The organism is Azospirillum formosense (genome assembly GCF_040500525.1).
Taxonomy (GTDB): domain Bacteria; phylum Pseudomonadota; class Alphaproteobacteria; order Azospirillales; family Azospirillaceae; genus Azospirillum; species Azospirillum formosense_A.
Genome location: NZ_CP159405.1, coordinates 505,001 through 531,922, shown reverse-complemented (window position 1 = coordinate 531,922; position 26,922 = coordinate 505,001). Strand labels below are relative to the sequence as shown.

18 protein-coding genes are annotated in these 26,922 nt (G+C 69.5%); 10 read left to right on the top strand and 8 right to left on the bottom strand.

The features are described 5' to 3' along the window. Positions 1–18: 18 nt before the first annotated feature. Together pflA and pyk are read right to left on the bottom strand one after the other, a co-directional pair. On the bottom strand, positions 19–798 hold the full coding sequence (pflA, locus tag ABVN73_RS26760; RefSeq protein ID WP_353861608.1) for a pyruvate formate-lyase-activating protein: 780 nt from the start codon (positions 796–798) through the stop codon (positions 19–21). A gap of 66 nt (positions 799–864) precedes the next feature. Beyond that, a complete protein-coding gene (gene pyk, locus ABVN73_RS26755; RefSeq protein ID WP_353861607.1) occupies positions 865–2,388 on the bottom strand; it encodes a pyruvate kinase in 1,524 nt (507 codons plus the stop codon). 512 nt (positions 2,389–2,900) lie between these two features. On the opposite strand from pyk, the gene ABVN73_RS26750 reads away from it, so the two are divergent. Then, a complete protein-coding gene (locus ABVN73_RS26750; RefSeq protein ID WP_353861606.1) occupies positions 2,901–5,444 on the top strand; it encodes an HWE histidine kinase domain-containing protein in 2,544 nt (847 codons plus the stop codon). Positions 5,445–5,692: 248 nt separating this feature from the next. On the opposite strand, the gene ABVN73_RS26745 is transcribed toward ABVN73_RS26750, so the two are convergent. The 3 genes from ABVN73_RS26745 to ABVN73_RS26735 form a co-directional block, all read right to left on the bottom strand. Next, on the bottom strand, positions 5,693–8,455 hold the full coding sequence (locus ABVN73_RS26745; protein WP_353861605.1) for an ATP-binding protein: 2,763 nt from the start codon (positions 8,453–8,455) through the stop codon (positions 5,693–5,695). A 143-nt stretch (positions 8,456–8,598) separates the two neighbouring features. After that, positions 8,599–9,276, bottom strand: a complete 678-nt coding sequence (locus tag ABVN73_RS26740) for a TetR/AcrR family transcriptional regulator (RefSeq protein WP_353861604.1) — start codon at positions 9,274–9,276, stop codon at positions 8,599–8,601. Positions 9,277–9,496: 220 nt separating this feature from the next. Further along, positions 9,497–10,207 carry a TetR/AcrR family transcriptional regulator gene (locus ABVN73_RS26735; RefSeq protein ID WP_353861603.1) on the bottom strand — a complete coding sequence of 237 codons (711 nt, stop codon included), beginning with the start codon at positions 10,205–10,207 and terminating at the stop codon, positions 9,497–9,499. A gap of 219 nt (positions 10,208–10,426) precedes the next feature. Here ABVN73_RS26735 and ABVN73_RS26730 point away from each other — a divergent pair, with 219 nt between their 5' ends. Together ABVN73_RS26730 and ABVN73_RS26725 are read left to right on the top strand one after the other, a co-directional pair. Continuing rightward, positions 10,427–11,611, top strand: a complete 1,185-nt coding sequence (locus ABVN73_RS26730; RefSeq protein WP_353861602.1) for an efflux RND transporter periplasmic adaptor subunit — start codon at positions 10,427–10,429, stop codon at positions 11,609–11,611. Between the two features lie 16 nt (positions 11,612–11,627). Continuing rightward, positions 11,628–14,780 carry an efflux RND transporter permease subunit gene (locus ABVN73_RS26725; RefSeq protein ID WP_353861601.1) on the top strand — a complete coding sequence of 1,051 codons (3,153 nt, stop codon included), beginning with the start codon at positions 11,628–11,630 and terminating at the stop codon, positions 14,778–14,780. 160 nt (positions 14,781–14,940) lie between these two features. Here the strand turns inward: ABVN73_RS26725 and ABVN73_RS26720 are convergent, their stop codons facing one another. After that, a complete protein-coding gene (locus tag ABVN73_RS26720) occupies positions 14,941–15,777 on the bottom strand; it encodes a MurR/RpiR family transcriptional regulator (protein ID WP_353861600.1) in 837 nt (278 codons plus the stop codon). A 373-nt stretch (positions 15,778–16,150) separates the two neighbouring features. On the opposite strand from ABVN73_RS26720, the gene pflB reads away from it, so the two are divergent. The 5 genes from pflB (at position 16,151) to ABVN73_RS26695 (ending at position 22,844) form a co-directional block, all read left to right on the top strand. Continuing rightward, the gene (gene pflB, locus ABVN73_RS26715) at positions 16,151–18,433 is read left to right on the top strand and encodes a formate C-acetyltransferase (protein ID WP_353861599.1); all 2,283 of its coding nucleotides are present in this window, start codon (positions 16,151–16,153) and stop codon (positions 18,431–18,433) included. 191 nt (positions 18,434–18,624) lie between these two features. After that, positions 18,625–19,902, top strand: a complete 1,278-nt coding sequence (gene eno, locus ABVN73_RS26710) for a phosphopyruvate hydratase (RefSeq protein ID WP_353861598.1) — start codon at positions 18,625–18,627, stop codon at positions 19,900–19,902. Between the two features lie 38 nt (positions 19,903–19,940). Next, entirely contained in the window at positions 19,941–20,117 is a 177-nt protein-coding gene (locus tag ABVN73_RS26705) for a hypothetical protein (protein WP_353861597.1), read from the top strand. Continuing rightward, a complete protein-coding gene (locus tag ABVN73_RS26700) occupies positions 20,114–21,616 on the top strand; it encodes a bifunctional enoyl-CoA hydratase/phosphate acetyltransferase (RefSeq protein WP_353861596.1) in 1,503 nt (500 codons plus the stop codon). Before ABVN73_RS26705 ends, ABVN73_RS26700 begins: the two co-directional genes overlap by 4 nt. Before the next feature lie 10 nt (positions 21,617–21,626). Continuing rightward, on the top strand, positions 21,627–22,844 hold the full coding sequence (locus tag ABVN73_RS26695) for an acetate/propionate family kinase (protein ID WP_353861595.1): 1,218 nt from the start codon (positions 21,627–21,629) through the stop codon (positions 22,842–22,844). Positions 22,845–22,853: 9 nt separating this feature from the next. Here ABVN73_RS26695 and ABVN73_RS26690 read toward each other — a convergent pair whose 3' ends face one another. Both ABVN73_RS26690 and ABVN73_RS26685 read right to left on the bottom strand, forming a co-directional pair. Continuing rightward, positions 22,854–23,645 carry an alpha/beta hydrolase gene (locus ABVN73_RS26690; protein WP_353861594.1) on the bottom strand — a complete coding sequence of 264 codons (792 nt, stop codon included), beginning with the start codon at positions 23,643–23,645 and terminating at the stop codon, positions 22,854–22,856. A 189-nt stretch (positions 23,646–23,834) separates the two neighbouring features. Then, positions 23,835–24,431, bottom strand: coding sequence for a hypothetical protein (locus ABVN73_RS26685; protein WP_353861593.1), 597 nt, complete (start codon positions 24,429–24,431; stop codon positions 23,835–23,837). Positions 24,432–24,694: 263 nt separating this feature from the next. On the opposite strand from ABVN73_RS26685, the gene ABVN73_RS26680 reads away from it, so the two are divergent. Both ABVN73_RS26680 and ABVN73_RS26675 read left to right on the top strand, forming a co-directional pair. Beyond that, positions 24,695–25,390, top strand: a complete 696-nt coding sequence (locus ABVN73_RS26680) for a GntR family transcriptional regulator (RefSeq protein ID WP_353861592.1) — start codon at positions 24,695–24,697, stop codon at positions 25,388–25,390. 22 nt (positions 25,391–25,412) lie between these two features. Further along, positions 25,413–26,885 carry a mannitol dehydrogenase family protein gene (locus tag ABVN73_RS26675; protein ID WP_353861591.1) on the top strand — a complete coding sequence of 491 codons (1,473 nt, stop codon included), beginning with the start codon at positions 25,413–25,415 and terminating at the stop codon, positions 26,883–26,885. The last annotated feature ends 37 nt before the right edge of the window (positions 26,886–26,922 follow it).

Here is a 26,922-nt window from a genome sequence, read left to right as displayed (position 1 = left end):
CTCGTCTCGTGCGGCGTCTCACACGGCCGTCAGGCCGTGCGTCCGGAAGATGCCGCGCACCCGCTCGGTCAGCTCCGGCGCGGGAGGGTCGGTGTTGGCCAGCGCGTAGGGCAGGCCGAGCTGCTTCCACTTGAACTCGCCCATCTTGTGGAAGGGCAGGACGTCCACCCGCTCCACCACCTCCAGGCCGGCGGCGAATTCCGCCAGACCCTCGATCTCGTCGAGATGGTCGGTCAGGCCGGGCACCAGCACGTAGCGCAGCCAGATCGGCTTGCGCATCGCGGACAGCCGCTCGGCGAATTCCAGGGTCGGGCGCAGCGGCACGCCGGTCACCGCGCGGTAAGTGGCTTCCTTGAACGCCTTGATGTCGAGCAGCACCAGATCGACGTCGGCCAGCAGATGGTCGTCGGCGTGGCTGCCGAGAAAGCCCGAGGTGTCCAGCGCGGTGTGCAGGCCGAGCTGCTTGGCGCCGCGGTAGATGGCCGCGCAGAATTCCGGCTGGACCAGCGGCTCGCCGCCGCTGATGGTCAGGCCGCCATGGGCGCGGTGCAGGAAATCGGCGTAGGTGGCGATGTCGGCCAGCACGTCGGCGGACTGGGCCGGCGACCCGTCATGCATGTGGCGGGTGTCGGGGTTGTGGCAGTACTGGCAGCGCAGCGGGCATCCGGCCAGGAACAGGACGTAGCGCAAACCCGGCCCATCGACCGTGCCGCCCGTCTCCACCGAATGGACCCAGCCGCGGACCGATGCGCCCGTCCCGGCGGCGTTCGCGGGTTGGGGGGTAATCGGGCTGAGCATGAGGCACCTCGTGAATGGGCGCCGGCGTCCGCTTCATGCGGCACCGGCGCTGTGTGCCATCCTAAGTCACGCCCCGGCGTCGGCCATGACCGGGGTCAATTGATCTGACCGCGACTCCTGCGCGTATTGCGTGTATCCGCCGGCCGCGAGCACCGGACGCTCCACCCAGGCGATGCGCAGGATGTTGGTCGAGCCCGGCATGCCGAAGGGCACGCCCGCGGTGATGACCAGCCGCTGCCCGTCCTCGGCCAAGCCATGGGCGTAGGCGATGCGGGTCGCCTTGTGCACCATGTCGGAGAAGTTCTGGATGTCCTCGGTCAGCACGCTGTGCACGCCGTAGGCCAGCACCAGACGGCGCGAGGCGGCGACGGTCGCGGTCAGGCAGAGGATCGGCACCTCCGGCCGCTCGCGGGCGGCGCGCAGGGTGGTGGAGCCGCTGGTGGTGTAGGTGACGATGGCCGCCGCGTGGATGGTGTGGGCGACCTGCCGCGCCGCCGCGGTGATGGCGTCGGCGGCCGTCTCCTGCGGGTCGGCGTGCTGGGCGTCCATCATCGTGCGGTAGAGGTCGTCGTGCTCGACCCGGCGGGCGATGCGGTCCATCATCGACACCGCCTCGATGGGGTAGGCGCCCGACGCGGTCTCCGCCGACAGCATCACCGCGTCGGCGCCGTCGAAGACGGCGGTGGCGACGTCCGACGCCTCGGCGCGGGTCGGGGCGGGAGCGCCGATCATCGACTCGAGCATCTGGGTGGCGACGATCACCGGCTTGCCGGCCTTGCGCGCCTCGCGGATGATCCGCTTCTGGATGCTCGGCACGTCCTCCGGCGGCATCTCCACGCCGAGGTCGCCGCGGGCGACCATGACGCCGTCCGACAGCTCGACGATGCGCTCCAGATGCTGGATGGCCTGCGGCTTCTCCAGCTTGGACAGCAGGGCGGCGCGCCCGGCGATCAGCTTGCGCGCCTCCGCCACGTCCTCGGGACGCTGCACGAAGGACAGCGCCACCCAATCCACCTCCTGCTCCAGCGCGAAGACGAGGTCGGCGCGGTCCTTGGCGGTCAGCGGCGACAGCGGCAGCAGCACGTCGGGCACGTTCACGCCCTTGCGGTCGGACAGCCTGGTGCCGGCCACGACGACGGTGTCGGCGTGGTCGGGGCTGCACGCGACGATGCGCAGCCGCACCTTGCCGTCGTCGAGCAGCAGGTCGGTGCCGGGGCGCAGGGCGGCGAAGATTTCCGGATGGGGCATGCCGACGCGGGTCGCGCCGCCCGGCTCGGTGGAGAGGTCGAGGCGGAAGGGCTGGCCCACCGTCAGCTCCACCGCGCCGTCCGCGAAGCGGCCGAGCCGCAGCTTCGGTCCCTGGAGGTCGGCCATGATGGCGATGGGCCGGTCCAGCTCACGCTCCAGGGCGCGGATGGCGCGCACGCGGGCGCCGTGGTCGTCGTGGGAACCGTGGCTGAAGTTCAGGCGGAAGACGTCCACGCCGGCCTCGAACAGCGCGCGGATCATCTCCGGCGAGGAGGAGGACGGGCCCAGCGTGGCGACGATCTTCGTCTGCCGGAAGCGGCGGATCGGGGGGGTGGTGGTCATATCGAAACGGGCTCCGCAAAAGAGGGCGGGAACGGCGGGCGCGGCGCGCGGGCGGTCATCGGTAAGACCGTCGCGCCAGAGCCGGCGTGAGGGGAGCGGCGCGTGGCGGTCGGTGCGGTCCTGGGGGATGCGCTCGCGGCACGGGCGGGCTTGGGCCGGCCGGGCCGCGCGTCTGTCCTTCGCAAAATAAAATACTAGTATATCAGATTGAAAGGCAAGCCCGTTTCGCGGGGCGGGCCGGCCCTTCGGCCAAAATGCCGCAGAGGACCATCGGGTGGAGGGGCTGGCGGAACGGCGGGCGGCCTAAGGCTTTTCGCCGAGAGGGACGGCATTGGTCCCCTTTCGTTTTTGGATTATTTTGGAGACACGACGTGCTTTGAGACCGCTTCGGTGTGTTGGCATGGAGTAAGCCAAGGGATCGGCAAATCATCGACCCTTCCGGATGCACGGAACTGATTCGAGGAAAGCCGGAACAATGACGATGGTGGCCGAATGACCGGAGCGCTGTGGCAATGACCGGTGGCGTAGACTTGAGCAATTGCGACCGGGAGCCGATCCATCTCGTCGGGTCCATCCAGCCGAGCGGATTCCTGATCGCGCTGTCGACCGACTGGATCGTCAAGCACGCCTCGTCCAACATCGGGGCGTGGCTGGGGGTGGAGCCCGAGGCGCTGCTGGGGCTTCCCCTGACCGAGGTGATGGACGAGGAGGCGCTGCACGCCATCCGCGGGCGGCTTCAGCTCTCCCTGATCAACGGGTCGGTGGAGCGCGCCTTCCGGGTGAAGCTGGCGGCCAACGCGCTGCCGCTGGACATCGCGGTCCATCTGTCCGGCCAGTCGATCATCGTCGAGGCGGAGCCGAGCGAACCGGACAGCGAACTGGACGTCGGCTCGATGGTCCGCGCGATGATCGGACGGCTTCAGCGCACCCCCGACTTCGAGTCCTGCTGCCGCGAGGCGGCACGGCAGCTGCGGTCGCTGACCGGTTTCGACCGGGTGATGATCTACCGTTTCGACCGCGACGGGGCGGGGGAGGTGGTCGCGGAGTCCGCGGTGCGCGGCATGCCCTCCTATCTGGGGCTGCGCTATCCGGCGTCGGACATCCCGAAACAGGCCCGCGCGCTGTACGAGCGGAACTGGCTGCGCTGCATCGACGACGTGGACGCCCCGTCCGCCGCCATCCTGCCGCCGGTCGGACCGGAGGGCGAACCGCTCGACCTGTCGATGAGCGTCCTGCGCAGCGTGTCGCCCATTCACTGCGAGTATCTGCGCAACATGGGCGTCGCGGCCTCGCTGTCGGTGTCGATCCTGCGCCGCGGCAAGCTGTGGGGCCTGTTCGCCTGCCACAACATGGTGCCGCGGCGGCTGTCGCTGGAGCGGCGCACGGCGGCGGAGCTGTACGGCCAGATGTTCTCCTTCCTTCTGGAAAGCGTGGAACGCGACCGGGAGGATGCCTACGAGGCCAAGGCGCGCCTGCTCCACACGCGCATCATGGCGGTGATGGCCGACGGGGCCTCCTCCATGGAGAACATGGAGCGGCTGCGCGGCGAGGTCGGCCACTACATCCGCAGCGACGGCTTCGCCATCGTGCTGGGCGGCCAGATCCTTCTGGACGGCAGCACCCCGACGCCGGAGGAGTTGCTCGGGCTGGTGCGCATGCTCAACCGCGCCCATGCCAGCCGCGTCTTCGCCACCAGCGAAATCGGGCAGGTCCACCAGCCGGCGCTGGATTTCGCCGAGCGCGCCGCCGGCATGCTGGCCATTCCGGTCTCGCGCAAGCCGCGCGACTACATCATCTTCTTCCGCCGGGAGTCGGTCCGCACCGTCACCTGGGCCGGCAATCCGGAGAAACCCGTGGAGCCCGGTCCCAACGGGCAGCGGCTGACCCCGCGCAAGAGCTTCGAGGCGTGGAAGCAGACGGTCCTCGGCCAGTCGGAACCCTGGACGGAGGCCGACCTGCGCATCGCCGACTCCCTGCGGATCACCCTGATGGAGGTGGTGCTGCGGCTGGCCGATCAGGCGGAGGAGGAGCGCCGGACAGCCCGCGAGCGGCAGGAACTGCTGATCGCCGAGCTGAACCACCGGGTGCGCAACATCCTCAGCCTCGTCCGCGCGCTGCTGGCCCAGAGCCGGGCCGGCGTCACCCGTGTGGAGGAGTTCGCGGAGATCGTCGGCGGGCGCATCCAGGCGCTGGCGCGGGCGCACGACCAGCTGACGGCGGAGAACTGGAAACCCTCGCCCCTGCGCCCGCTGATCGCGGCGGAGGTCGACGCCTATCTGGGCAGCCGGGCGGACCGGGTGGTCCTGTCGGGGCCGGAGGTGCTGCTGTCGCCGCCGGCCCTGTCGGTGATGGCGCTGATCATGCACGAGCTGGTGACCAACGCCGCCAAGTACGGCGCCTTCGCCGACAGCGGCGGCCGGGTGAAGGTCCGCTGGAGCTTCGACGACCGGGACGCCCTGGAACTCTGCTGGGAGGAAAGCGGCGGCCCGCCGGTGCAGGCGCCAACGCGTCAGGGCTTCGGCACCACCATCATCGAGCGCTCGGTTCCGCACGAGCTGAAGGGCGAGGCGACGGTGACCTACGCGCTGGCCGGGCTGAAGGCGCGCTTCACCATTCCCGCCATCCATGCCAGCCTCGCGCCGGAACGCCCGGCGGCGGTGATCGAGACGGCGGTGACGCCCTGCGCGGCGGCGGACGTGCCGCTGGGCGGGACGGTGCTGCTTCTGGAAGACAACATGGTCATCGCGATGAGCGCGGAGGACATGCTGCTGAAGCTGGGCGCCAAGCAGGTGGAGACGGTGGCGAGCGTCCGTCAGGCGCTGGTCGCCATCGCCGAAGACCCGCCGGACATGGCGCTTCTCGACGTCAATCTCGGGACCGAGACCTCCTTCCCGGTGGCGGAGCGGCTGCGCGAGTTGGGCATCCCCTTCCTGTTCGCCACCGGCTACGGCGAGTCCGCGATCTTCCCGGAGGAATTCCGCGACGTGCTGGTCCTGCGCAAGCCCTACGATTCGGAGCAGGTGCGGCGGGGACTCCGGACGGTGCGGGGGTTATAGCGCGTCCCGCAGACGTCCGGGATTCCCGGGGGCGACAGGGTCTTCACGGATTTAGACGCGGATGACACGGATTTTCTTTAATGCTTACTCAGTATTGGCTCCTCGAACAGTGATTCCTGAGCAAGCCAATATTAAAATATCTGTGTAATCCGTGCCTAAATCTGCGAAATCCGTGTAAAATTTGTTGTCATCCAACACGCAGCACCCTCCCCGGTTGCCGCGTCCAAATGGTCAACCGGGTCGCGTCCTCACGCGGCGGTGCCGGTCTGGCGGGTCAGGGCCTCCTGGAGCAGGCGGGCGGTGACCGGCTTGAACATCACGCCGATCCCGTGCCGTTCGGCCTCCTGCATCACGTCGGGGCCGGAATCGCCGGTCAGCAGGACGGCCGGAACCGGCGCTCCGGCCAGTTCGCGGATCTTCAGGATGGCTTCGGTGCCCACCTTGTGCTCCCGCAGCCGGTAGTCGGCGACCATCACGTCGGGCCGCCGGCCCGCCGCCCGCAGCCGGTCCAGCGCTTCCTCGGTGGAGGAGGCGACGATGGTGTCGTAGCCCCAGTCCTGGAAGATCGAGCGCAGCCCCATCAGGACGATGGCGTCGTCGTCGATCAGGACGGCCAGCCGCCCGCGCTCCGTTTCGCGGGGTGGGGGAGCCGGGGCCGGGATTTCCGCGGCGTCGCCGAGCGGCACGGAGATGCGGAACACCGACCCCTTGCCGAGTTCGGAGCGCACCTCCACCGGGTGGCCGAGCAGGGCCGACAGCTTCTGCACGATGGCGAGCCCGAGGCCGAGCCCCTGGTTGCGGTCCCGCTCGGGATTGCCGACCTGATAGAACTCCTCGAAGATCCAGGACATCTGCTCGCCGGAGATGCCGATGCCGGTGTCGCGGACCTGGATGCCGGCGTGACCGTCCAGGGGATGGCACTCCAGGCGGATCACCCCGCGCTCGGTGTAGCGGATCGCGTTCTCCACCAGATTGCGGACCATGCGCCCCAGAAGGTTGCGGTCGCTGCGCACGGTCAGGTCGTGGTGGTTCACCACCTGGAGGTCCAGCCCCTTGGCGGCGGCGACCGGGGCGTAGGAGGAGCCGATGTCGTCGAGCAGCGGCTTGACCGCGATGTCCTCGATCCGCGGCTCGATCACCCCGGCGTCGAGCTGCGAGACGTCGAGCAGGCTGTCGAGCAGGCCCTTCAGCGTCTCCATCCCGCGCTCCAGCATCGCCAGGGCGTCGCGCCCGCGCGGGGAATGGACGTGGCTGTGCAGCGCCTCGGCGAAGAAGAACATGGACTGCATGGGCTGGCGCAGATCGTGGCTGGCGGCGGCCAGGAAGCGGCTCTTGGAGCGGTCGGCCTGCTCCGCCGCCTCGCGGGCCATGCGGCTGTCGTGCACGTCCACGGCGGTGCCGACCCAGGCGATGATCTGGCCGTTCTGGCGCATCGGGTTGATCCGGCAGACGTGCCAGCGGTAGATCCCGTCGTGACGCTGCATGCGCACGTCGAATCCATAGGACTCGCCGGCGGCGATGCCGCGTTCGCGGCAGTCGAGCAGCCGGGGGTAGTCGGCCGGGTGGATGTAGGACCAGCGCTCCCCCTGCTCCAGGCTGCGCCCGGTGTAGGAGCGCCAAGCGGCGTTGTAGTATTCCCGCCCGCCGTCCGGCCGGTTGATCCACATCATCACGGGTGTGTTCTCGACCAGTTCGCGGAAGCGGGTCTCGCTCCGCCGCAGGGCTTCCTCGTTGGCCTTGCGCTCGGTGAGGTCGGTCAGCGTGACGACGGCCAGGGTGATGCGGCCGTCGGGATCGCGCACCGGCTCGGCGTCGGCCAAGCAGGTGATCGGGCCGGCGGGGGTGTCGCGGCGCAGCTCCTCCTGCCGCACCACCGCGCCGTCGCGCAGGGCGCGGACCAGCGGCAGCTCCCCGGACTCTTCCGCAGGGCCGCCGGTGAAGGGGCGGGGGTAGTCCTCGACGCGCTCGATCCGGCCCAGCGGCTGGCCGATCAGCCGTTCCGCCGCGCCGTTGTGCAGGATCACCCGTCCGGTGGGCGCCTCGGCCACCACCACGCCGGCGCGCAGATGCTCCAGCACGGCCTTGAGCAAGGCCCGTTCCGTCTCGCGCTGCCGGGTGAGGCGCCCGATTCCCCAGGCGGTGCCGGTCAGGGTGAGCAGCAGGATCACCAGGAAGGGAAACCAGGAGCGCAGCGCCACCACGTCGACGGCGCGCAAGGCGGCCGCGTGATCGATGCCCACCGCGACGGCGAGCCCGTTGCCGTTCACGCCGGGAGGAGAATAGGCCACGATGCGGGGCACCCCGTCCAACCCCTCGGTCAGGGCCGTCGCCGTCCGGTCGCCGCTCAGGAAGAGGTTCAGCCGCTCCGGCAGCGGCTGGCCGACCAGCCCCGGAATGTCCGGCACGCGGACGATGATGGTGCCGTTGTTGTCGGCCAGCAGCACCGTCGTGTTCGGAGGCAGCGGTTTGTGGGCCTGATACTGCCGCAGCCAGTCGAGGTCGAGCAGGGCGGTCGCGACCACGGGATCGGAACCGTCTCCGGAAACACGGGCTTTGTCGCGCGCGTAGGGCATGGCGAAGGGCAGGACGTGACGCCCCAGCCCTTCCGCGACGATGTAGTCCCCCAACGCGAACTGGCCGGTTGACAGGGCCTGCTGGACCTCCGGCTGGTTGGCGACCCCGGTCCCGACGATCCGTCGGTCGGTGGCGCACCGGACGGTGCCGGAACGGTCGGCGAAGCCCAGCGTCAGGTAGCTGGGCAGGCGCTGCCCCAGGCGTTCCATCGTCTCCTGGCAGCCCGGCCCGGCGATGTTCGCCTCCACCAGCGTGGCAAGGATGTGCTCGATGTCGTCGATGATCCGCCCCTGCTCGACATCGATCAGGTCGAGCAGGCGCAACGCCTCCTGACCGAGTTCGGCCTCCCGCTCCGCCCGCAGCCGGGTGTGGGAATAGACCTCGAACCCGATCAGCGGGGCCAGGGTGAAGACGAGCAGCAGAAGCCAGCGGACCATGGACACGATCGACCGTCCCGGCCCAGGGGCCGATGGGATGAAGGAAGCGATCGTGTGAACCCTAACATACCGAAGTATGTTGCAACGCCTATCCTTCGGTCCTAACGCTTTCCTCGCCCGGCCGTGCCGCCCTCAGCCCAAGGTCAGTGCTTCGCCATGGGGCGGGCGCCCGTCAGGAAGAGAGCGACGGCCCGTCCGACGTAGCGCTCCGTCTCCTCCCTGGAGAAGGATTGTTCCGGCAGGATCAGGCGGCGCAGCAGGATGTTGCCGGTGATCATGCCGATGAAGCCGCGGGCGGCGGCCTCCGGCTCCGCGACGGACAGGGCGCCGGCGGCGGTCTGCCGCGCCAGATAGTCGGCCAGCCGCCGCTGGGCGGTTTCCGGGCCGATGCGGAAGAAGGCTTCGGCGATGTCGGGGATTCGTCCGCCTTCCGACACCAGCACGCGGACGATGGCCATGGTGCGGTCGTCGAACAGCGCCGCGACGATGTGCAGGGCGAAGCGGGTCAGCCCGTCCTCGGGCGCGGCCCGCTCGTCAGCCTGGATGGCGGCGAGTCCTTCCTGGATGCGGGCGCTGTTCTCTTCCATCATCGCGCGGAACAGCCCCTCCTTGTCGCCGAAATGCTCGTAGAGGGTGGCGCGCGAGCCGCCGGCCCGGCCGATGATGTCGGTCAGCGTGGTCTTCTCGAAGCCCTTCTCGACGAACAGCGCCGCCGCCGCGTCGAGCAGGGCCTGCCGGCGCGCCCGGCCGCGCGGTCCGACCGTGGATGTGTCCTTGTCTGTTGTCCTGTCCGTCAATTCCTTGGCGTTTCCCCGGTCCATCGGTTTTTTTCCTTGCGCTGGCGGCCCTCGCCCCCTCCCTAACCCTCCCCCGTTTCGCAGGGGAGGGGACTGCCGCCGCTTCGCGGAAGTCACCCTCTCCCGCGAAGCGGGGGAGGGCCGGGGTGGGGGCAACGCCACAGCGAGCGCGCGCATCCTCGCGGGAGCTATGACCGTTGCCGCCCCCGCTGGCAAGACGGCAATACGCCGCTCCCGATCCCGCTCAGGGCCGCGTCCCCGCAAGGAACAACCGCACGGACTGGCGGACGTAACGTTCCAGCTCCTCCATGGAGACGGGCTCGTCCGGAAGGATCAGCCGCTTGGTCAGCAGATCGCCGACCACCATGCCGATGAAGGCGTGGGCGGCCCCCTCCGGATCGTCGATGCGCAGGCGGCCCGCCTCGGACAGCTCGCGGAAACAGTCGGCAAGCCAGCCGATGGTCTTCTCCGGGCCGACCCGGAAGAAGGCCTGGGCGATGTCGGGGATGCGCCCGCCCTCCGACACCAGGATGCGCAGGATGGCGGTGGTCTCCGGCATGGTCAGCGTGCCGGCGACGTGCAGGCCGACGCGGTACAGATTCTCTTCCAGCCCCTCGGCCATCGCCGCCGGTCCGGCGGCGCGCATGGCCGACATCTCCTCCAGCACGCGGTCGCAGTGGCGCTCCATCACCGCGCGGAACAGCCCCTCCTTGTCGCCGAAATGCTCGTAGAGCGTGGTGCGCGATCCGCCGGCCTGCCGCAGGATGTCGGACAGCGAGGTCAGCGCGAATCCCTTTTCCACGAACAGCGCCGCCGCGGCGTCGAGCAGCGCCCGGCAGCGCGCCTGTCCGCGCGGGCCGCAGCCGGGCGTGTCGAAGCCGCCCGTGCCCAGTCCACCGGTGCCAAATCCGGCGATGCCGCCCTGGAGCGGTGTGGATGCCCCCTTGTCGGGCATTGCGGTTCCCCCTTGCGCGAACGGTCGTTCTGAATGTATCGTCCGGTACAGTGTACTGTATGAGACAGTACGAATAAAGGGGTCATTTCGCACCGTCCGCGCGCACCGTCCTGTTCCGCCAGCCCCGGAGGCCGGCCTGGAACGAAGGGCGGAACGCGGAGCGGCCCCGACTCATTAGGACATTTCATCGCCGCATCACGGCGTTTTCACGAGGAACGGATGTTCAACAGGAACGCATTTCTGTCTCTTGCCGTGGCCGCCTCCCTGACCGTGGTGCTGGGCGCCTGCCAGGACAAGAAGCACGCCGCCGGGGGCCAGCCGGCGCCCGGACCGGCGGAGGTCGCGGTGGCGACCGTCCAACCGCAGAGCCTGTCCGTCACCACCGAACTGCCGGGCCGCACCGCGGCCTACCGCGTGGCGGAGATCCGCCCGCAGGTCAGCGGCATCGTGCTGAAGCGCTTCTTCACCGAGGGGAGCGACGTCAAGGCGGGCGACCAGCTCTACCAGATCGATCCGGCCACCTACGAGGCCAACCTCGCCGTCGCCCAGGCCGACATCCAGAAGGCGGAGGCCAACCTGCAGGCCGCCCGCAACAAGGCCGCCCGTTACGGCGACCTCGTGCGCAGCAGCGTCGTCAGCAAGCAGGACTACGACGACGCAATGGCCGCGCTGAAGCAGAACGAGGCGCAGCTCGCCGCCGCCAAGGCCGCCTACAATCTGGCGCGCATCAATCTGGACTACACCAAGGTCTTCGCCCCCATCTCGGGCCGCATCGGCAAGTCCGCCGTGACGGAAGGCGCGCTGGTCACCGCCAACCAGGCGATGGCGCTCGCCACCGTCCAGCAGCTCGACCCGATCTATGTGGACGTGACCCAGACCGCCTCGCAGCTGATGCAGCTCCGCCAGGACATGGAGAGCGGGCGCATCCGCCCGGCCGAGCCCGGCAAGATCCCCGTTTCGCTGTTCCTGCACGCGGCGGAGGCCCCCTATCCCCAGCGCGGCGAGCTTCAGTTCTCCGACGTGTCGGTCGATCCGGGCACCAGCTCCGTCCAGCTCCGCGCGGTCTTCCCGAACCCGAACCTGAATTTGCTGCCCGGCCTGTTCGTGCGCGCCCGCGTCGAGCAGGGCGTGGCCGAGAACGCGCTGGCCGTGCCGCAGGAGGCGGTGCAGCGCGGTCCGGACGGTTCGGCCCGCGTCTGGGTCGTCGGCGACGACAACAAGGTCAACCCGCGCACCATCAAGACCGAGCGGGCGATCAACAACGCCTGGCTGGTCTCCGACGGGCTGAAGGCGGGCGAGCGCATCGTGGTCGAGGGGCTGCAGAAGGTGAAGCCGGGGGGCGAGGTGAAGCCGGTCCCGGCGCCGGCCGCCGTGGCGGCCCTGCCCGGACCGCAGGCGCGCTGAGACCGAGGACCGATCCATGTCGAAATTCTTCATCGACCGGCCCGTCTTCGCCTGGGTCATCGCCATCGTCATCATGCTGGCGGGCGGTCTGGCGATCCTGGGCCTGCCCGTCGAGCAGTACCCGAAGATCGCCCCGCCGACGGTGTCCATCACCGCCAGCTACCCCGGCGCGTCCGCGAAGACGCTGGAGGACACGGTCACCCAGGTCATCGAGCAGAAGATGACCGGGCTCGACCACTTCCGCTACATGTCGTCGAACAGCGATTCGTCGGGCAACGTCACCATCACCCTGACCTTCGAGCCGGAGGCCAACCCGGACATCGCCCAGGTCCAGGTGCAGAACAAGCTCCAGCTCGCCGTGCCGCTCCTGCCGCAGGAGGTGCAGCAGCGCGGCCTCCAGGTGTCGAAGGCCGGCAACGACTTCCTCATGGTCGCCGGCTTCGTGTCCAGCGACGGGCGGCTGACCCAGGGCGACATCGCCGACTATGTGGCCTCCAACCTCCAGGACACGATCAGCCGCGTCGAGGGCGTGGGCGACATCACCGTGTTCGGCCCGCAGCACGCCATGCGGATCTGGCTGGACCCCGACGCGCTGAACAGCCACCAGCTGACCACCATCGACGTCACCAACGCCATCAAGGCGGAGAACGCGCAGGTCTCGGCGGGCCAGCTCGGCGGCGCCCCGGCGGTGCCCGGCCAGCGCATCAACGCCACCATCATGGCGCAGTCGCGCATGCAGACGCCGGAGGAGTTCGGCGCCATCCTGCTGCGCGTCAATCCCGACGGCGGGCAGGTGCGGCTGCGCGACGTCGCGCGCATCGAGATCGGCCAGGAAACCTACGAGATCACCGCCCGCTACAACGGCAAGCCGGCGGCGGGCCTGGGCGTCAAGCTGGCGACCGGGGCCAACGCGCTGGATACCGCCGCGGCGGTGAAGGCGCGCATCGCCGAGCTGTCGGCCTTCTTCCCCGAGGGGCTGGAGGTCATCTACCCCTACGACACGACGCCCTTCGTCGAGCTGTCGATCCATGAGGTCGTCAAGACGCTGATCGAGGCGATCATCCTCGTCTTCGTCGTGATGTACCTGTTCCTGCAGAACTTCCGGGCGACGCTGATCCCGACCATCGCGGTCCCCGTGGTGCTTCTCGGCACCTTCGGCGTGCTGTCGCTGTTCGGATTCTCGATCAACACGCTGACCATGTTCGGCATGGTGCTGGCCATCGGCCTGCTGGTCGACGACGCCATCGTGGTGGTGGAGAACGTCGAGCGCGTGATGAGCGAGGAGGGGCTGCCCCCGCGCGAGGCGACCCGCAAGTCGATGGGCCAGATCACCGGCGCGCTGATCGGCATCGCGCTGGTGCTGTCCGCCGTGTTCGTCCCCATGGCCTTCTTCGGCGGCTCCGCCGGCGCCATCTACCGCCAGTTCTCGCTGACCATCGTGTCGGCGATGGCGCTGTCGGTGCTGGTCGCCCTGGTGCTGACCCCGGCGCTCTGCGCCACCATCCTGAAGCCCGTGGCCAAGGGCCACGGCCAGGCCAGGCGCGGCTTCTTCGGCCTGTTCAACCGCGGCTTCGACGCCAGCAGCCGGGTCTATCTGCGCGGCGTGCGCGGGGCGGTGTCGCGGCTCGGGCGCTACGGCATCGCCTACGCGCTGATCGTCGGCGGTCTGGCCTACCTGTTCCTTCAGATGCCCTCCTCCTTCCTGCCGCAGGAGGACCGCGGGACCATGTTCGTGCTGTGGTCGGCCCCGCCGAACGCCAGCATCGAGCGCACGCTGGAAACCACCAAGCAGGTCGAGACCTATTTCCTGGAGAGCGAGAAGGACAGCGTCGAGGGCCTGTTCACCATCGCCGGCTTCAACTTCGCCGGCCGCGGCCAGAACGCCGGCATGGCCTTCGTCCGCCTGCGCGACTGGAGCGAGCGCGAGTCCGCCGACCGCAAGCCGACGGCCATCGCCGGGCGCGCCATGGGCGCTCTGTCCAAGGCCAAGGACGCGGTGGTCTTCGCCTTCATGCCGCCCTCGGTTCCGGGGCTCGGCAACGCCACCGGCTTCGACCTTCAGCTCGTCGATCGCGGCGGCGTCGGGCACGACCGGCTGATGCAGGCGCGCAACCAGCTGCTGGGACAGGCGGCGCAGAATCCCAAGCTGGTCGGCGTCCGCCCGAACGGGCTGGAGGACACGCCGCAGTTCAAGCTGACCGTCGACCGCGAGAAGGCCAGCGCGCTCGGCCTGTCGCTGACCGACATCAACACGACCCTGACGGCGGCCTGGGGATCCTCCTACGTCAACGACTTCATCGACCGGGGGCGCGTGAAGCGCGTCTATCTCCAGGCCGACGCCCCCTACCGCATGCAGCCGAGCGACGTCGACCGCTGGTTCGTGCGCAACGCCATGGGGCAGATGGTGCCCTTCTCCGCCTTCACCACGGCGCAATGGACCTACGGTTCGCCGAAGCTGGAGCGCTACAACGGCATGTCGTCGCTCAACATCCAGGGCTCCGCGGCGCCGGGCATCAGCTCCGGCGAGGCGATGCAGGAGATGGAGGCGATGATGGCCAAGCTACCGCCGGGCGTCGGCTATGAATGGACCGGCCTGTCCTACGAGGAGCGGTTGAGCGGCTCGCAGGCCCCGGCGCTCTACGCCCTGTCCATGCTGATCGTCTTCCTCTGTCTGGCGGCGCTCTACGAGAGCTGGTCGGTGCCGGTGTCGGTCATCCTGGTGGTGCCGCTGGGCGTCATCGGCGCCGTGCTCGCCGCCACGCTGCGCGGCCTGCCCAGCGACGTCTACTTCCAGGTCGGCCTGCTGACGACCATCGGCCTGTCGGCGAAAAATGCCATCCTGATCGTGGAGTTCGCCAAGGCGCTCTACGACGAGGGCATGGAGCTGAAGGACGCCGCCATCGAGGCGTGCCGCCAGCGCCTGCGGCCGATCATCATGACCTCGCTGGCCTTCGTGCTGGGCGTGCTGCCGCTGGCGACCAGCAGCGGCGCCGGCTCGGAAAGCCAGAACGCCATCGGCGTGGGCGTGATGGGCGGCATGATCTCCGCCACCGTGCTGGCGATCCTGTTCGTCCCGGTCTTCTTCGTCGCGGTCTACCGCCTGTTCGGCAGCAAGCGCGCCGGCGCCCACCCCCTGCAGGGTGCCGAGCCGATGCACGCCGGCGACTGACGGTTCGGCTGAGGCTGGAAGCGGAAGGCCCGGTCCCGGAAAACGGGGCCGGGCCTTTTCGCTGCGCGGGGTCCTCTTCGCGACGCGGGTCTGCGGCAGAACGGCACAGGACGCACGCCACCAGCCGAGGCGGCTTGCCCTCAAATTGATATACTAGTATTTATGGTTCCCGCGGGTGGCGGCTGAGCGCCTGCCTGTGGCGCTCCAGCCGCTCCCGCAGGGCGTCGCCTTTGCGCAGCGCCACGGCAATCGACAGTATGTCGCCGAGGACCAGATGGCTGATGCGCGACGTCATGGGCGAGTGGATGTCGAAGTCTTCCGCGACGTCGGCGAGCAGGCTGACCGTGGCGAGCTGCGCCAGCGGCGAGCCGGAGCGGGTGATGGCGACAACCGCGGCCCCGGACGACAACGCGTTCTGCACGGCCTCCAGCATGTCGCGGGTGCCGCCCGAACTGGACACGGCGACCACCGCGTCGCCGGGGGCCAGCGACAGGGCCGACACGAAATAGACGTGGGCGTCGCTGTAGGCGACCGTGGGGGTGCCCAGCCGGAAGAAACGGCGCTGGATGTCCTGCGCCACCGTGCCGGAGTTGCCGGAGCCGTAGAATTCGATCCGCCGCGCCCCGGCCAGCAGGTCGGCGGCGCGGTCGACCGCCTCCGCCGACAGGTTGTTGCGCACCTGCATCAGGGTCGCCAGGGTGCGGTCGAACACCTTGCCCGCGATGCCCGCCGCCCGGTCGTCCGGGCTGACCTCCTGGTCGATGAAGGGCATGCCGGCGGCGATGTCCTGGGCCAGCTTGATCTTGAACTCGCGGAAGCCGCTGCAGCCCAGCGCCCCGCAGAAGCGGGCGATGGTCGGCTCGCTGACTCCGGCGCGTTCCGCCATGTCGGCCATCGACAGGGTGATGACCTCGCCCGGCTGGGCCAGCACGCAGTCCGCCAGCTTCCGTTCCGAAGGACGGAGCCCGTCGCGCACCGCCATGATCCTCGCCAGCATCGTCCTGTTCCCCCGTTCCGCCCGTCCGCCACTGTAGCATGGATAGTAAAACTACATGAGCCGATAGAAGGGCCCTATCGGCTGCGCTGTCCCACATATCGGGACCGCCGACGATGCGGCGTTCCGTCACAGTGCGCCCGTCAAAGAACGTGGAAAATCAACCGCTTTTGCCTTGCGCGCCTCGCCGTTCCGGTTTATGTAGCAAAACTACACAATGATTTTTGGCCCTGCCGGCTTCACAGCCCGTTGCCATACCGCCGCTCCCTTCCCGCAACGGGACCGGCGGTCTTCCGACCCCTTCCACTGGGGGGCCTCCAGGGTCGATCAGCGACGCGGCGCGTGCCGCCCAGACGCCTTTTCGTGAGGAGACATCATGGACACCCTGCTGAGAGACGGGCTCGTCGAGACTCTGGAGCAGCAAGCCGAGCGCCCCTGGCGCCGCTTCGTTCCGGGCGTCTGGCAGCAAGAGGTCAACGTCCGCGACTTCATCGTCCGCAACGTCCACCCCTATGCCGGGGACCAGCGTTTCCTGACCGGCCCGACCGGACGGACCAAGGCCCTGTGGGACAAGGTCACCGCCCTGCTGAAGAAGGAGCGCGCGGCCAAGGGCGGCGTGCTCGACGCCGATACGGAGGTTTTCGGCTCGATCACCGCCCACGCGCCGGGCTACATCGACCGGGAGTTTGAGGTCATCGTCGGGCTGCAGACGGACAAGCCGCTGAAGCGCGCGATCATGCCCTTCGGCGGCTGGCGGATGGTCAAGACGGGCCTGGAGGCCTACGGCTTCAAGCCCTCGCCCAAGCTGGACGACGTGTTCCCGGCGCTGCGCAAGACACACAACGACGGCGTTTTCGACGTCTACACCGAAGAGATGCTGCGCTGCCGCAAGTCGGGGGTCATCACCGGCCTGCCGGACGCCTACGGGCGCGGGCGCATCATCGGCGACTACCGCCGGCTGGCGCTCTACGGCGCCGATTTCCTGATCGAGGACAAGAAGGCCCAGTACAAGAGCCTGGAAGTCGACCGCATCGACGAGCATACGCTGCGTCTGCGCGAGGAGATCACCGAGCAGATCCGGGCGCTGCGCGATCTCGTGACGATGGCCAAGTCCTACGGCTTCGACGTGACCCGCCCGGCGACCAACGCCTTCGAGGCGGTGCAGTGGACCTATCTGGCCTATCTGGCGGCGGTGAAGGAGGCCAATGGTGCCGCCATGTCGCTCGGCCGCGTGTCGAGCTTCCTCGACGTCTACATCGAGCGCGACCTGCGTGAAGGCCGCCTGGACGAGGCGGGCGCCCAGGAGCTGATCGACCAGTTCGTCATCAAGCTGCGGATGGTGCGCTTCCTGCGCACGCCGGAATACGACCAGCTCTTCTCGGGCGACCCGACCTGGGTGACCGAGTGCATCGGCGGCATGGCGCTCGACGGGCGCACGCTGGTCACCAAGGGCAGCTTCCGCATGCTGCACACGCTCCAGAATCTCGGGCCGGCGCCGGAGCCGAACCTGACGGTGCTGTGGTCGGAGAGCCTGCCGGAGGGCTTCAAGGCCTTCTGCGCCGAGACCTCCATCAAGACCTGCTCGGTGCAGTACGAGAACGACGACCTGATGCGGCCCTACTGGGGCGACGACTACGGCATCGCCTGCTGCGTCTCGGCCATGCGCATCGGCAAGCAGATGCAGTTCTTCGGCGCCCGCGCCAACCTCGCCAAGACGCTGCTCTACGCCATCAACGGCGGCCGCGACGAGGTGTCGGGCGAGCAGGTCGGCCCGGCCTTCGCGCCGATCACCGGCGACGTGCTCGACCACGACACGGTGGTCGCCCGCCTGCTGCCGATGATGGAGTGGCTGGCCCGCGCCTACATGAACACGCTCAACGCCATCCACTTCATGCATGACAAGTACATGTACGAGCGGCTGGAGATGGCGCTGCACGACCGCGACGTGCTGCGCACCATGGCCTGCGGCATCGCCGGCCTGAGCGTGGTCGCGGACAGCCTGTCGGCGATCAAGCACGCCACGGTCAAAGTGGTCCGCGACGAGCGCGGCCTTGCCACCGACTTCGTCATCGAGGGCGACTACCCGGCCTTCGGCAACAACGACGACCGGGTGGACGGCATCGCGGTGTGGCTGGTGGAGACCTTCATGGGCCTGCTGCGCAAGCAGAAGGCCTACCGCGACGCGGTGCCCACCCAGTCGGTGCTGACGATCACCTCGAACGTGGTCTACGGCAAGAAGACGGGCAACACGCCGGACGGGCGCAAGGCCGGCCAGCCCTTCGCGCCGGGGGCCAACCCGATGCACGGGCGCGACCGCAAGGGGGCGATCGCCTCGATGGCGTCGGTGGCCAAGCTGCCCTACGCCCACGCCCAGGACGGCATCAGCTACACCTTCACGATCGTGCCCGGCGCGCTGGGGCCGACCGAGGGTGAGCGGGTGGCCAATCTGGTGGGCATGCTGGACGGCTATTTCGGCCAGGGCGGCCACCACATCAACGTGAACGTCTTCGACCGCGAGACGCTGCTCCACGCCATGGACCATCCGGAGCTGTACCCGCAGCTGACCATCCGGGTGTCGGGCTACGCGGTGAACTTCATCAAGCTGACCCGCGAGCAGCAGATGGACGTCATCAGCCGCACCTTCCACGGCGCGCATTGAAGCGTTGCTGAGCAGCGACGTGTTGCCCCCTCCCTGACCCTCCCCCGCTGACGCAGGGGAGGGGATGAACTCCCTCTCCTGCGTCAGCGGGGGAGGGAAGGGGCCCGCGGCGAAGCCGTGGGAAGGGTGGGGGCTCCGCCGCAACCACCTCCCAAAGAATCCCCCCTCCCACACAAGGTCCATCCTCCCCCATGAGCGCCATTACCGAAATCCACGCCCGCGAGATCCTCGACAGCCGTGGGAACCCGACCGTCGAGGTGGACGTCCTGCTCGAATCCGGCGCCTTTGGCCGCGCCGCCGTTCCGTCGGGCGCCTCGACCGGCGCGCACGAGGCGGTGGAGCTGCGCGACGGCGACAAGGGCCGCTACGGCGGCAAGGGCGTGCTGAAGGCCGTGGAGTCGGTCAACGGCGAGATCTTCGACGCCATCGCCGGGCTGGACGCCTCCAACCAGCGCGCCCTCGACCTCGCCATGATCGAGCTGGACGGCACCCCCAACAAGGGCCGGCTCGGCGCCAACGCCATCCTCGGCGTCTCGCTCGCCGTCGCCAAGGCCTCGGCGGAAGAGGCCGCGCTGCCGCTGTTCCGCTACGTCGGCGGCGCCTTCGCCAACCTGCTGCCGGTGCCGATGATGAACATCATCAACGGCGGCGCCCACGCCGACAACCCGATCGACATCCAGGAGTTCATGGTCATGCCGGTCGGCGCCGAGAGCGCCGCCGAGGCCATCCGCATGGGCTCGGAGATCTTCCAGGCGCTCAAGAAGAAGCTCAAGGACGCCGGCCACAACACCAACGTCGGCGACGAGGGCGGCTTCGCCCCCAACCTCGCCTCAACCGAGGACGCGCTGGGCTTCGTGATGAAGGCCATCGAGGCCGCCGGCTACAAGCCGGGCGACGACGTCATGCTGGCCATCGACGCCGCCTCGACCGAGTTCTTCAAGAACGGCAAGTACGAGCTGGCCGGCGAGGGCAAGTCGCTGGCGCCGGAGCAGATGGTCTCCTATTGGGCCGATCTGGTCGGCCGCTACCCGATCATCTCGATCGAGGACGGCATGGCCGAGGACGATTGGGAAGGCTGGAAGGCGCTGACCGACGCCATCGGCGGCAAGGTACAGCTGGTCGGCGACGACCTGTTCGTGACCAACCCGGCGCGTCTGGCCGACGGCATCAAGAAGGGCGTGGGCAACTCGATCTTGGTCAAGGTCAACCAGATCGGCACGCTGTCGGAGACGTTGGAAGCCGTCGACATGGCGCACAAGGCCGGCTACACGGCGGTCCTGTCGCACCGCTCGGGCGAGACCGAGGACAGCACCATCGCCGATCTGGCGGTGGCCACCAACTGCGGCCAGATCAAGACCGGCTCGCTGTCGCGCTCCGACCGGCTGGCCAAGTACAACCAGCTGATCCGCATCGAGGAGATGCTTGGCACCGCCGCCCGCTTCGCCGGACGCGGCATCCTCAAGGCGTAATGGCCCAAGAGAAGGCGGCTGCGGCAAAGTGTCCGGTGATGCCGGATTTGCTGCGCCGCACCGCCTTTTCCGCTAATATATCAGTACACAAAAAGACGCTCGCAGAAGAAGACGGCAAGACGCGCTTATCCTTTCAGCAAGGCGCGCGCCGGGAGGGATCGGCTGAAACGGGCAGCATCATGCCTATTTCTCTTATCCGGAGTGTTCTGCAATGACTGCCAATGGTGAAACCAGCGGCGACCTCCCCGCGGCCCCTGTAGAGGCGGCCCCTGTTGATGCGGCCCCGATCGAGAACGTCACTTTCGACGAGATCGTGGTCGGCCAGTCCGCCAGCATCGCGCGGCAACTGACCGTGATGGACGTCGAGCTGTTCGCCACCGTCTCCGGCAACATCGATCCGGTTCATCTGGACGCGAAATTCGCCGCCGACAGCCGCTTTCAAAAGGTGATCGGCCATGGCATGTGGTCCGGCGCGCTGATTTCCGGCGTGCTGGGGACCCGGCTGCCCGGCGCCGGCACCGTCTACGCCGGCCAGGACCTGCGCTTCCGCCGCCCGGTCGGGCTGGGCGACGTCATCACCGCCACCGTCACCGTGCGCGAGAAGCAGGCCGACAAGAACATCGTCGTCTTCGACTGCCTGTGCACCAACCAGGACGGCGAGGTCGTGGTGACCGGGACCGCCGAGGTGGTGGCGCCGACCCGCAAGGTCCGCCGCGCCGCCCACGCGCTGCCGCAGATCCAGATGATCCGCCATGACAAGCACGACGCGCTGCTGCGCAAGTGCGACGGGCTGGAGCCGGTCGCCACGGCGGTCGCCCATCCCTGCGACGAAAGCTCGCTGAAGGGCGCGGTGGAGGCGGCGGAAGCCGGCCTGATCGACCCCATCCTGATCGGCCCGGCGGCGAAGATCCGTGCGCTGGCCGCCGCCCACGGGCTGGACATCGCCCGTTATCGTCTGGTGGACGTCGAGCACAGCCACGCCGCCGCCGCGGCCGCCGTCGCGCTGGCCCGCAGCGGCGAAGCCGAGGCGGTGATGAAGGGCAGCCTGCACACCGACGAGCTGATGGCCGAGGTCGTCCGCAAGGAGACCGGGCTGCGCACCAGCCGCCGCATCAGCCACGTCTTCGTGATGAACGTGCCGACCTACCCGCGGGCGCTTCTGATCACCGACGCGGCGATCAACATCTACCCGACGCTGGAAGACAAGGTCCACATCGTCCAGAACGCCATCGATCTCGCCAAGGTGCTGGGCGTCGAGACGCCGCGCGTCGCCATCCTGTCGGCGGTGGAAACGCTCAACCCGAAGATCGCCACCACGCTGGAAGCCGCCGCGCTGTGCAAAATGGCCGACCGCGGCCAGATCGCCGGCGGCATCCTCGACGGCCCGCTGGCCTTCGACAACGCCATCAGCGCCGAGGCCGCGCGCATCAAGGGCATCACGTCCCCCGTCTCCGGCCAAGCCGACATCCTGCTCGTCCCCGACCTGGAAGCCGGCAACATGCTGGCCAAGCAGCTCTCCTTCCTCGCCAACGCCGACGCGGCGGGCATCGTTCTCGGCGCGCGGGTTCCGGTCATCCTGACCAGCCGCGCCGACAACGTCCGCACCCGCCTCGCCTCCTGCGCCGTGGCGGCGCTGGTGGCCGCCGCGCGCCGTCCCGCCCTCGCGCTCAACGCCGCTGCCGCTCCCCTGGCCGCCCCCCTGGCCGCGGAGTGAGGATCACACCATGTCGCACCGTGACGCCTGTCTCGTCATCAACGCGGGCTCCTCCAGCCTGAAATTCTCCGTCTTCTGCGGTGCCGGAAAGCACGATCTGGAGGCCGTCCTGACCGGCCAGATCTCCGGCATCGGCACCGCCCCGCGCTTCGAGGCCAAGGACGCGGCCCGCCACGTCCTGGCCGACGGCCTCCTGGACGAGGTCGGCCCCGGCGACCGCGCCGGGCTGCTCGGCTTCCTGCTGACCTGGATGCGGCACGAGCTGCGCGACGTGCGGCTGGTCGCCGCCGGCCACCGGGTCGTGCATGGCGGGACCCGCTTCGACGCGCCGGTCCGGCTGACCCCGGCGGTGCTGGCGGAGCTGGAGGCCCTGGTGCCGCTGGCCCCGCTGCACCAGCCGCACAACATTGCGGCGATGACCGCGCTGGCCGAGGTCTATCCGGAGCTGCCGCAGGTCGCCTGCTTCGACACCGCCTTCCACAGCACGCGGCCCTGGCAGGCCCAGATGTTCGCCCTGCCGCGCGAGTTGACCGACGAGGGCGTGCGCCGCTACGGCTTCCACGGCCTGTCCTACGAGTACATCGCCCAGCGCCTGCCGCAGATCGCGCCGGAGCTGGCCGAGGCCCGCGTCGTCGTTTGCCATCTCGGCAGCGGGTCCAGCCTGTGCGGCATGCGCGCGGGCCGCAGCGTCGACACCACCATGGGCTTCACCGCTCTGGACGGCCTGCCGATGGGCACGCGCCCCGGCGTCCTCGATCCCGGCGTGCTGATCTATCTGATGCGCGAGAAGGGCATGGGGCCGGACGAGCTGGAGCGGCTGCTCTACCACAAGTCCGGCCTGCTCGGCGTGTCCGGCGTCTCCAACGACATGCGCGCCCTGCTGGACAGCGAGAATCCTCAAGCGGCGGAGGCGGTGGAGCTGTTCTGCTTCCAGGTCGCCAAGCAGGCGGCGGGGCTGGCGGCCTCCATGGGCGGGCTGGACGCGGTGGTCTTCACCGCCGGCGTCGGCGAGAACTCCGCCCCGGTGCGGGCGCGGGTGGCGGAGAAGCTGGGCTGGCTCGGCGTCCACCTCGACGGGGCGGCGAACCGCGCCCGGGCCACGCGCATCTCGGCCGCCGACAGCCGCGTCCCGGTCTTCGTCATCCCCACCGACGAGGAGCGGATGATCGCCAGCCACACGCTGGCCATCCTGGCGCGCGCCGCGGTGCAACCGCCCCTGGCGGCCTGAGCGGACGCCTCAGAGTCCGTTCAGGAAACTCCGGATCGCGTCGAGCACCAGCGTCTCCCGTTCGCGGTGCGGCACATGGCCGGTGTCGGGGAGCAGCCTCGCGGTCCCCCGCCCGGCCGCGATGCGGTCGGGGTGGGCGGCGGAGCCGTACTCGTCGCGGTCGCCGTGCAGGGCCAGAACCGGGCAGCGCACCGCCGCGAGGGCACGGTCCAGGGTCCAATCGGCGAAGGCGGGCGACAGCCACGTCTCCGTCCAGGCGTCCAGGACCCAGCGGGCCTTGTCGCCGTGATAGCGCGCCAGACGCGCGACGTTGGCCGGGTCCTGGAAGTCGCGCTTGGCGTCGCGGATGCCGGCGAGCGTCCGCTCCTCCACGAACGCCTGCGCGGCGATGGTCACGAGGGCGCGGCAGCGCTCGGGATGACGCGCCGCCGTCTCGACGGCCATGCCGCCGCCGACGCTGTGGCCGCAGGCGACGAACGCCGCCACGCCGAGCTGGTCGCACAGCGGCGGGATGCTGTCCCGCGCCTCCGCGGCGACGAAGTCCAACGCGAGCCGCCCGGGATGGGCGTCGGAGCGTCCGAAGCCGAGCCGGTCGTAGGCGATGACGCTGCGGTTCGTTCCGGCCGCCAGCCGTTGCGGGAAACCGCGCCACAGATCCACGCTGCCGAGGGAGTCGTGGAAGAGGATGATCGGCGCGGCGCGGTCGGTTTCCGGGGTCCAGCTCTTCGCGAAGAGGGTGCCCTCCGCGGTCCGGATCGTCCATTCGGTCTCGGTCACGGGTGAGTCGTGCTGTGTCGGCATGGCGGTCGGCGTTGCGGTCGCGGGGACATCCGTTATGCCGTGAAGCTCCGAGGAACGCCCGCGGAAAGGTGTCGAATCCGCCTTTCTCCCAAGCCCGGTCCCGCCCGGATCGATGAGGCCGCCGACCGGGCCATTCCATCGCGGGCCATCCCCCCTCCTTTGGGGAAGGGGGATGGCATCGGCGATTCGTCAGTTGCCGAGCTTGCCGGTGTCGAGCACGATCATCGCCACGCCGATCTTTTCCTTGCTGGCCGGATCGAGCACGGGAACGCTGACCTCGGTCAGCATGGCGTTCGTCTCGGCGTCCTTCTCCGGATCGGTCATGTAGAGGTCGGAACCGCCGCTGTAGACCTTCTGCCACTTCGGCTCGTCGCCCTGCCAATAGTCGGAGGTGCCGCCGGTCTGGGCCACGTTCAGGCCGCGGTTGTCCATCAGCAGGATCTCCACGATCCGGCCGTTGCTCTTGTCCGTCACCTCCTTCAGGCGCTTGGTCACGGCGTTCGCGGCGATCGTGTCGTAGGTGGGGTTGGCGGCCTTGGCCTTGGCGGCGGCCTTCCAGTCGTTGTCCATGGCGTCGATCTTGGCCTGGTCGAGGCCCTTGTGTGCGGTGTTCTGGGCCTTCACGGCGTCGACGACCGCCGGATCGGCGAGCCAGGCCTGGGCCTGCGGGCTCACCGTCTTGCGGACGTTGGCTTCCAGGGCGGGATCGGCGGCGTAGGCCGGCAGGGTGCCGAGCGTTGCCAGGACCGCCGCGGTGGAAAGCAGCAGGGAAAAGCGTCTGGTCATCGATTCCTCCCATGAATGTTCCGCCCGCGGGCTGCCTTGGCGGCCTGTGCTCCGCGGGCTCCAGACCATAGGTCCCGCGTCATCCCGGCGGTCAGAGGATTACGCGATTTATTCCGTTTAACGGAAAATTTGCTATACCAACCATAATTGCCCTTGAACCAACTGCCCGTGAAGCGCGTCCTCCCGCGCGGCGTTCGCCAGCCCCTCTTGTCAGGCCTCGTTCGCGATGGCATACTAGTATGCAAGTTGACGCGATGGACGCCATGACCGACACGCCGACCTCCTCCGCCCCCGCCGACATCCGCGGCTCCCGCCTGCACGGGGTCTACGAGGCGCTGCGCGCCGCCGTGCTGTCGGGGGAGATCCGTCCCGGCGAGGGGATCTCGGAGACCCGCGTGGCCGCCCGCTACGGCGTCAGCCGCACCCCGGTGCGCGAGGCCTTCCGCCGTCTGGCCGACGAGGGGTTCCTGCGCATCGTGCCGCAGGTCGGCACCTTCGTGGCGCCGATCCAGCTCGGCGCGGTGTCGGACAGCCAGTTCATCCGCGAGACCCTGGAATGCCGGACCGTGCGTCTGGCCGCCGAGCGCGCGGAGGCGGCGGACGTCGCCTCGCTCACCCGGCTCCTCGACTCGCACCGCGCGGTGATGTCCCCCGACCGCCATTCCGAGTTCTTCGCCCTCGACGAGGCCACCCACGCCGAGCTGGCCCGCATCGCCGGGCGCCCGGCGGTGTGGGACCTGCTGGTCGCGGTCAAGGCGCAGCTCGACCGCGTGCGCTTCCTGTCGCTGCACAGCGAAGGCTGGGCGGCGAAGATCGTCGGCGAGCACCAGATCATCGTGGACCGCGTCGCCGCCCGCGACCCCGACGGCGCGGAGGAGGCCATGCGCGCCCACCTGCGCACCGTCTTCGCCGCGGTGGACGAAATCGCCCGAACCAACAGCCACTTCTTCGAGACCTGAAAGCCGTTATGCGGAGTGTTCCATGCGCCTGAGCCCCGACACGCTGCCCTCGCTGCGCCCCGGCGTGCAGCGTCCCGGCTATGACCGTGCCGCGCTGACCACCGGAATCGTCCATCTGGGCATCGGCGCCTTTCACCGCGCCCATCAGGCCGTCTACACCGACGCCGCCCTGGCCCGGTCCTTCGGCCCCTGGGGCATCGCCGGGGTCAGCCTGCGCAGCCCCGACACGCGCGACGCGCTGGAGCCGCAGGGCGGCCTCTACACCGTCGCGGTGCGCGACGCCGCCGGCGAGCGGCTGCGGGTGATCGGTTCGGTCACCCAGCTGCTGGTCGCGCCGGAGGACCCCGCCGCGGTTCTGGACCTCCTGACCCGCCCGTCCGTCCGCATCGTCACCCTGACCGTCACCGAGAAGGGCTATTGCCACGACCCGGCGACCGGCGCGCTGAACGAGGCCCATCCGGACATCGTGCACGACCTCGCCAACCCGGAACGCCCGCGCAGCGTGCCCGGCTTCCTGGTGGAAGCGCTGATCCGCCGCCGCGCCGCCGGCGTGGAGCCCTTCACGGTGCTGAGCTGCGACAACCTGCCGAGCAACGGCGACACCGCGGCGGGCCTGCTGCGCCGCTACGCCGAGCTGCGCGACCCGGCCCTGGGGACGTGGTTCGCCGCAAACGTCGCCTGCCCGAACAGCATGGTCGACCGCATCGTGCCGGCCACCACCGACGCCGACCGCGACCGCGTGTCGGACGGGCTGGGCCTGCGCGACGCCTGGCCGGTGGTGACCGAGCCGTTCAGCCAGTGGGTGATCGAGGACCGCTTCCCCACCGGGCGCCCGGCCTGGGAGCTGGAGGGGGCGGAGCTGGTCCCCGACGTCCATCCCTACGAGACGATGAAGCTGCGCCTGCTCAACGGCAGCCACTCCACGCTCGCCTATCTCGGCTACCTCGCCGGCTACGAGACGGTGTCGGACACCATGGCCGACCCGGCCTTCGTCCGGCTGATCCGCGGCCTGATGGACGAGGAGGCCGGGCCTACGCTGCACATGCCGCCGGGCGCCGACCTCGGCCATTACAAGGACGCGCTGATCGAGCGCTTCCGCAACCCGGCCCTGCGCCACCGCACCTGGCAGATCGCCATGGACGGCACGCAGAAGCTGCCGCAGCGGCTGCTCGGCACCATCCGCGACCGTCTGGCCGCCGGGGCGCCGATCGACCGGCTGGCGCTGGGGGTGGCGGGCTGGATGCGCTACGTCTCCGGCACCGACGAGGCCGGCCGTCCCATCGACGTGCGCGACCCCATGGCCGCCCGGCTCGCCGAGCTGGCGGCCGAGGCCGGACCGGACGCCGACCGTCTGGCGTCCGCCCTGTTCGGGCTGACCGCCGTCTTCGGCGACGACCTGCCGCGCGACCCGCGCTTCACCGCCGCGGTGACCGACGCGCTGCGCCGGCTCTACGCCGAGGGCGCCCGCGCCGTCGTGCAAGCGGCGGCGGGCTGACGCGCCTTCTCCCACGACTCCCATCGAGACACGCCGG

Bases quoted from the DNA above. Each gene is read 5' to 3' on its own strand.
- ABVN73_RS26695 (WP_353861595.1), top strand. From the start codon at position 21,627: ATGTCGCACCGTGACGCCTGTCTCGTCATCAACGCGGGCTCCTCCAGC.
- ABVN73_RS26745 (WP_353861605.1), bottom strand. From the start codon at position 8,455: ATGGTCCGCTGGCTTCTGCTGCTCGTCTTCACCCTGGCCCCGCTGATC.
- ABVN73_RS26735 (WP_353861603.1), bottom strand. From the start codon at position 10,207: ATGCCCGACAAGGGGGCATCCACACCGCTCCAGGGCGGCATCGCCGGA.
- ABVN73_RS26700 (WP_353861596.1), top strand. From the start codon at position 20,114: ATGACTGCCAATGGTGAAACCAGCGGCGACCTCCCCGCGGCCCCTGTA.
- ABVN73_RS26725 (WP_353861601.1), top strand. From the start codon at position 11,628: ATGTCGAAATTCTTCATCGACCGGCCCGTCTTCGCCTGGGTCATCGCC.
- pyk (WP_353861607.1), bottom strand. From the start codon at position 2,388: ATGACCACCACCCCCCCGATCCGCCGCTTCCGGCAGACGAAGATCGTC.
- ABVN73_RS26750 (WP_353861606.1), top strand. From the start codon at position 2,901: ATGACCGGTGGCGTAGACTTGAGCAATTGCGACCGGGAGCCGATCCAT.
- ABVN73_RS26740 (WP_353861604.1), bottom strand. From the start codon at position 9,276: ATGGACCGGGGAAACGCCAAGGAATTGACGGACAGGACAACAGACAAG.
- ABVN73_RS26685 (WP_353861593.1), bottom strand. From the start codon at position 24,431: ATGACCAGACGCTTTTCCCTGCTGCTTTCCACCGCGGCGGTCCTGGCA.
- ABVN73_RS26675 (WP_353861591.1), top strand. From the start codon at position 25,413: ATGCGCCTGAGCCCCGACACGCTGCCCTCGCTGCGCCCCGGCGTGCAG.
- eno (WP_353861598.1), top strand. From the start codon at position 18,625: ATGAGCGCCATTACCGAAATCCACGCCCGCGAGATCCTCGACAGCCGT.
- ABVN73_RS26705 (WP_353861597.1), top strand. From the start codon at position 19,941: ATGCCGGATTTGCTGCGCCGCACCGCCTTTTCCGCTAATATATCAGTA.
- ABVN73_RS26680 (WP_353861592.1), top strand. From the start codon at position 24,695: ATGACCGACACGCCGACCTCCTCCGCCCCCGCCGACATCCGCGGCTCC.
- ABVN73_RS26730 (WP_353861602.1), top strand. From the start codon at position 10,427: ATGTTCAACAGGAACGCATTTCTGTCTCTTGCCGTGGCCGCCTCCCTG.
- ABVN73_RS26720 (WP_353861600.1), bottom strand. From the start codon at position 15,777: ATGCTGGCGAGGATCATGGCGGTGCGCGACGGGCTCCGTCCTTCGGAA.
- pflB (WP_353861599.1), top strand. From the start codon at position 16,151: ATGGACACCCTGCTGAGAGACGGGCTCGTCGAGACTCTGGAGCAGCAA.
- pflA (WP_353861608.1), bottom strand. From the start codon at position 798: ATGCTCAGCCCGATTACCCCCCAACCCGCGAACGCCGCCGGGACGGGC.
- ABVN73_RS26690 (WP_353861594.1), bottom strand. From the start codon at position 23,645: ATGCCGACACAGCACGACTCACCCGTGACCGAGACCGAATGGACGATC.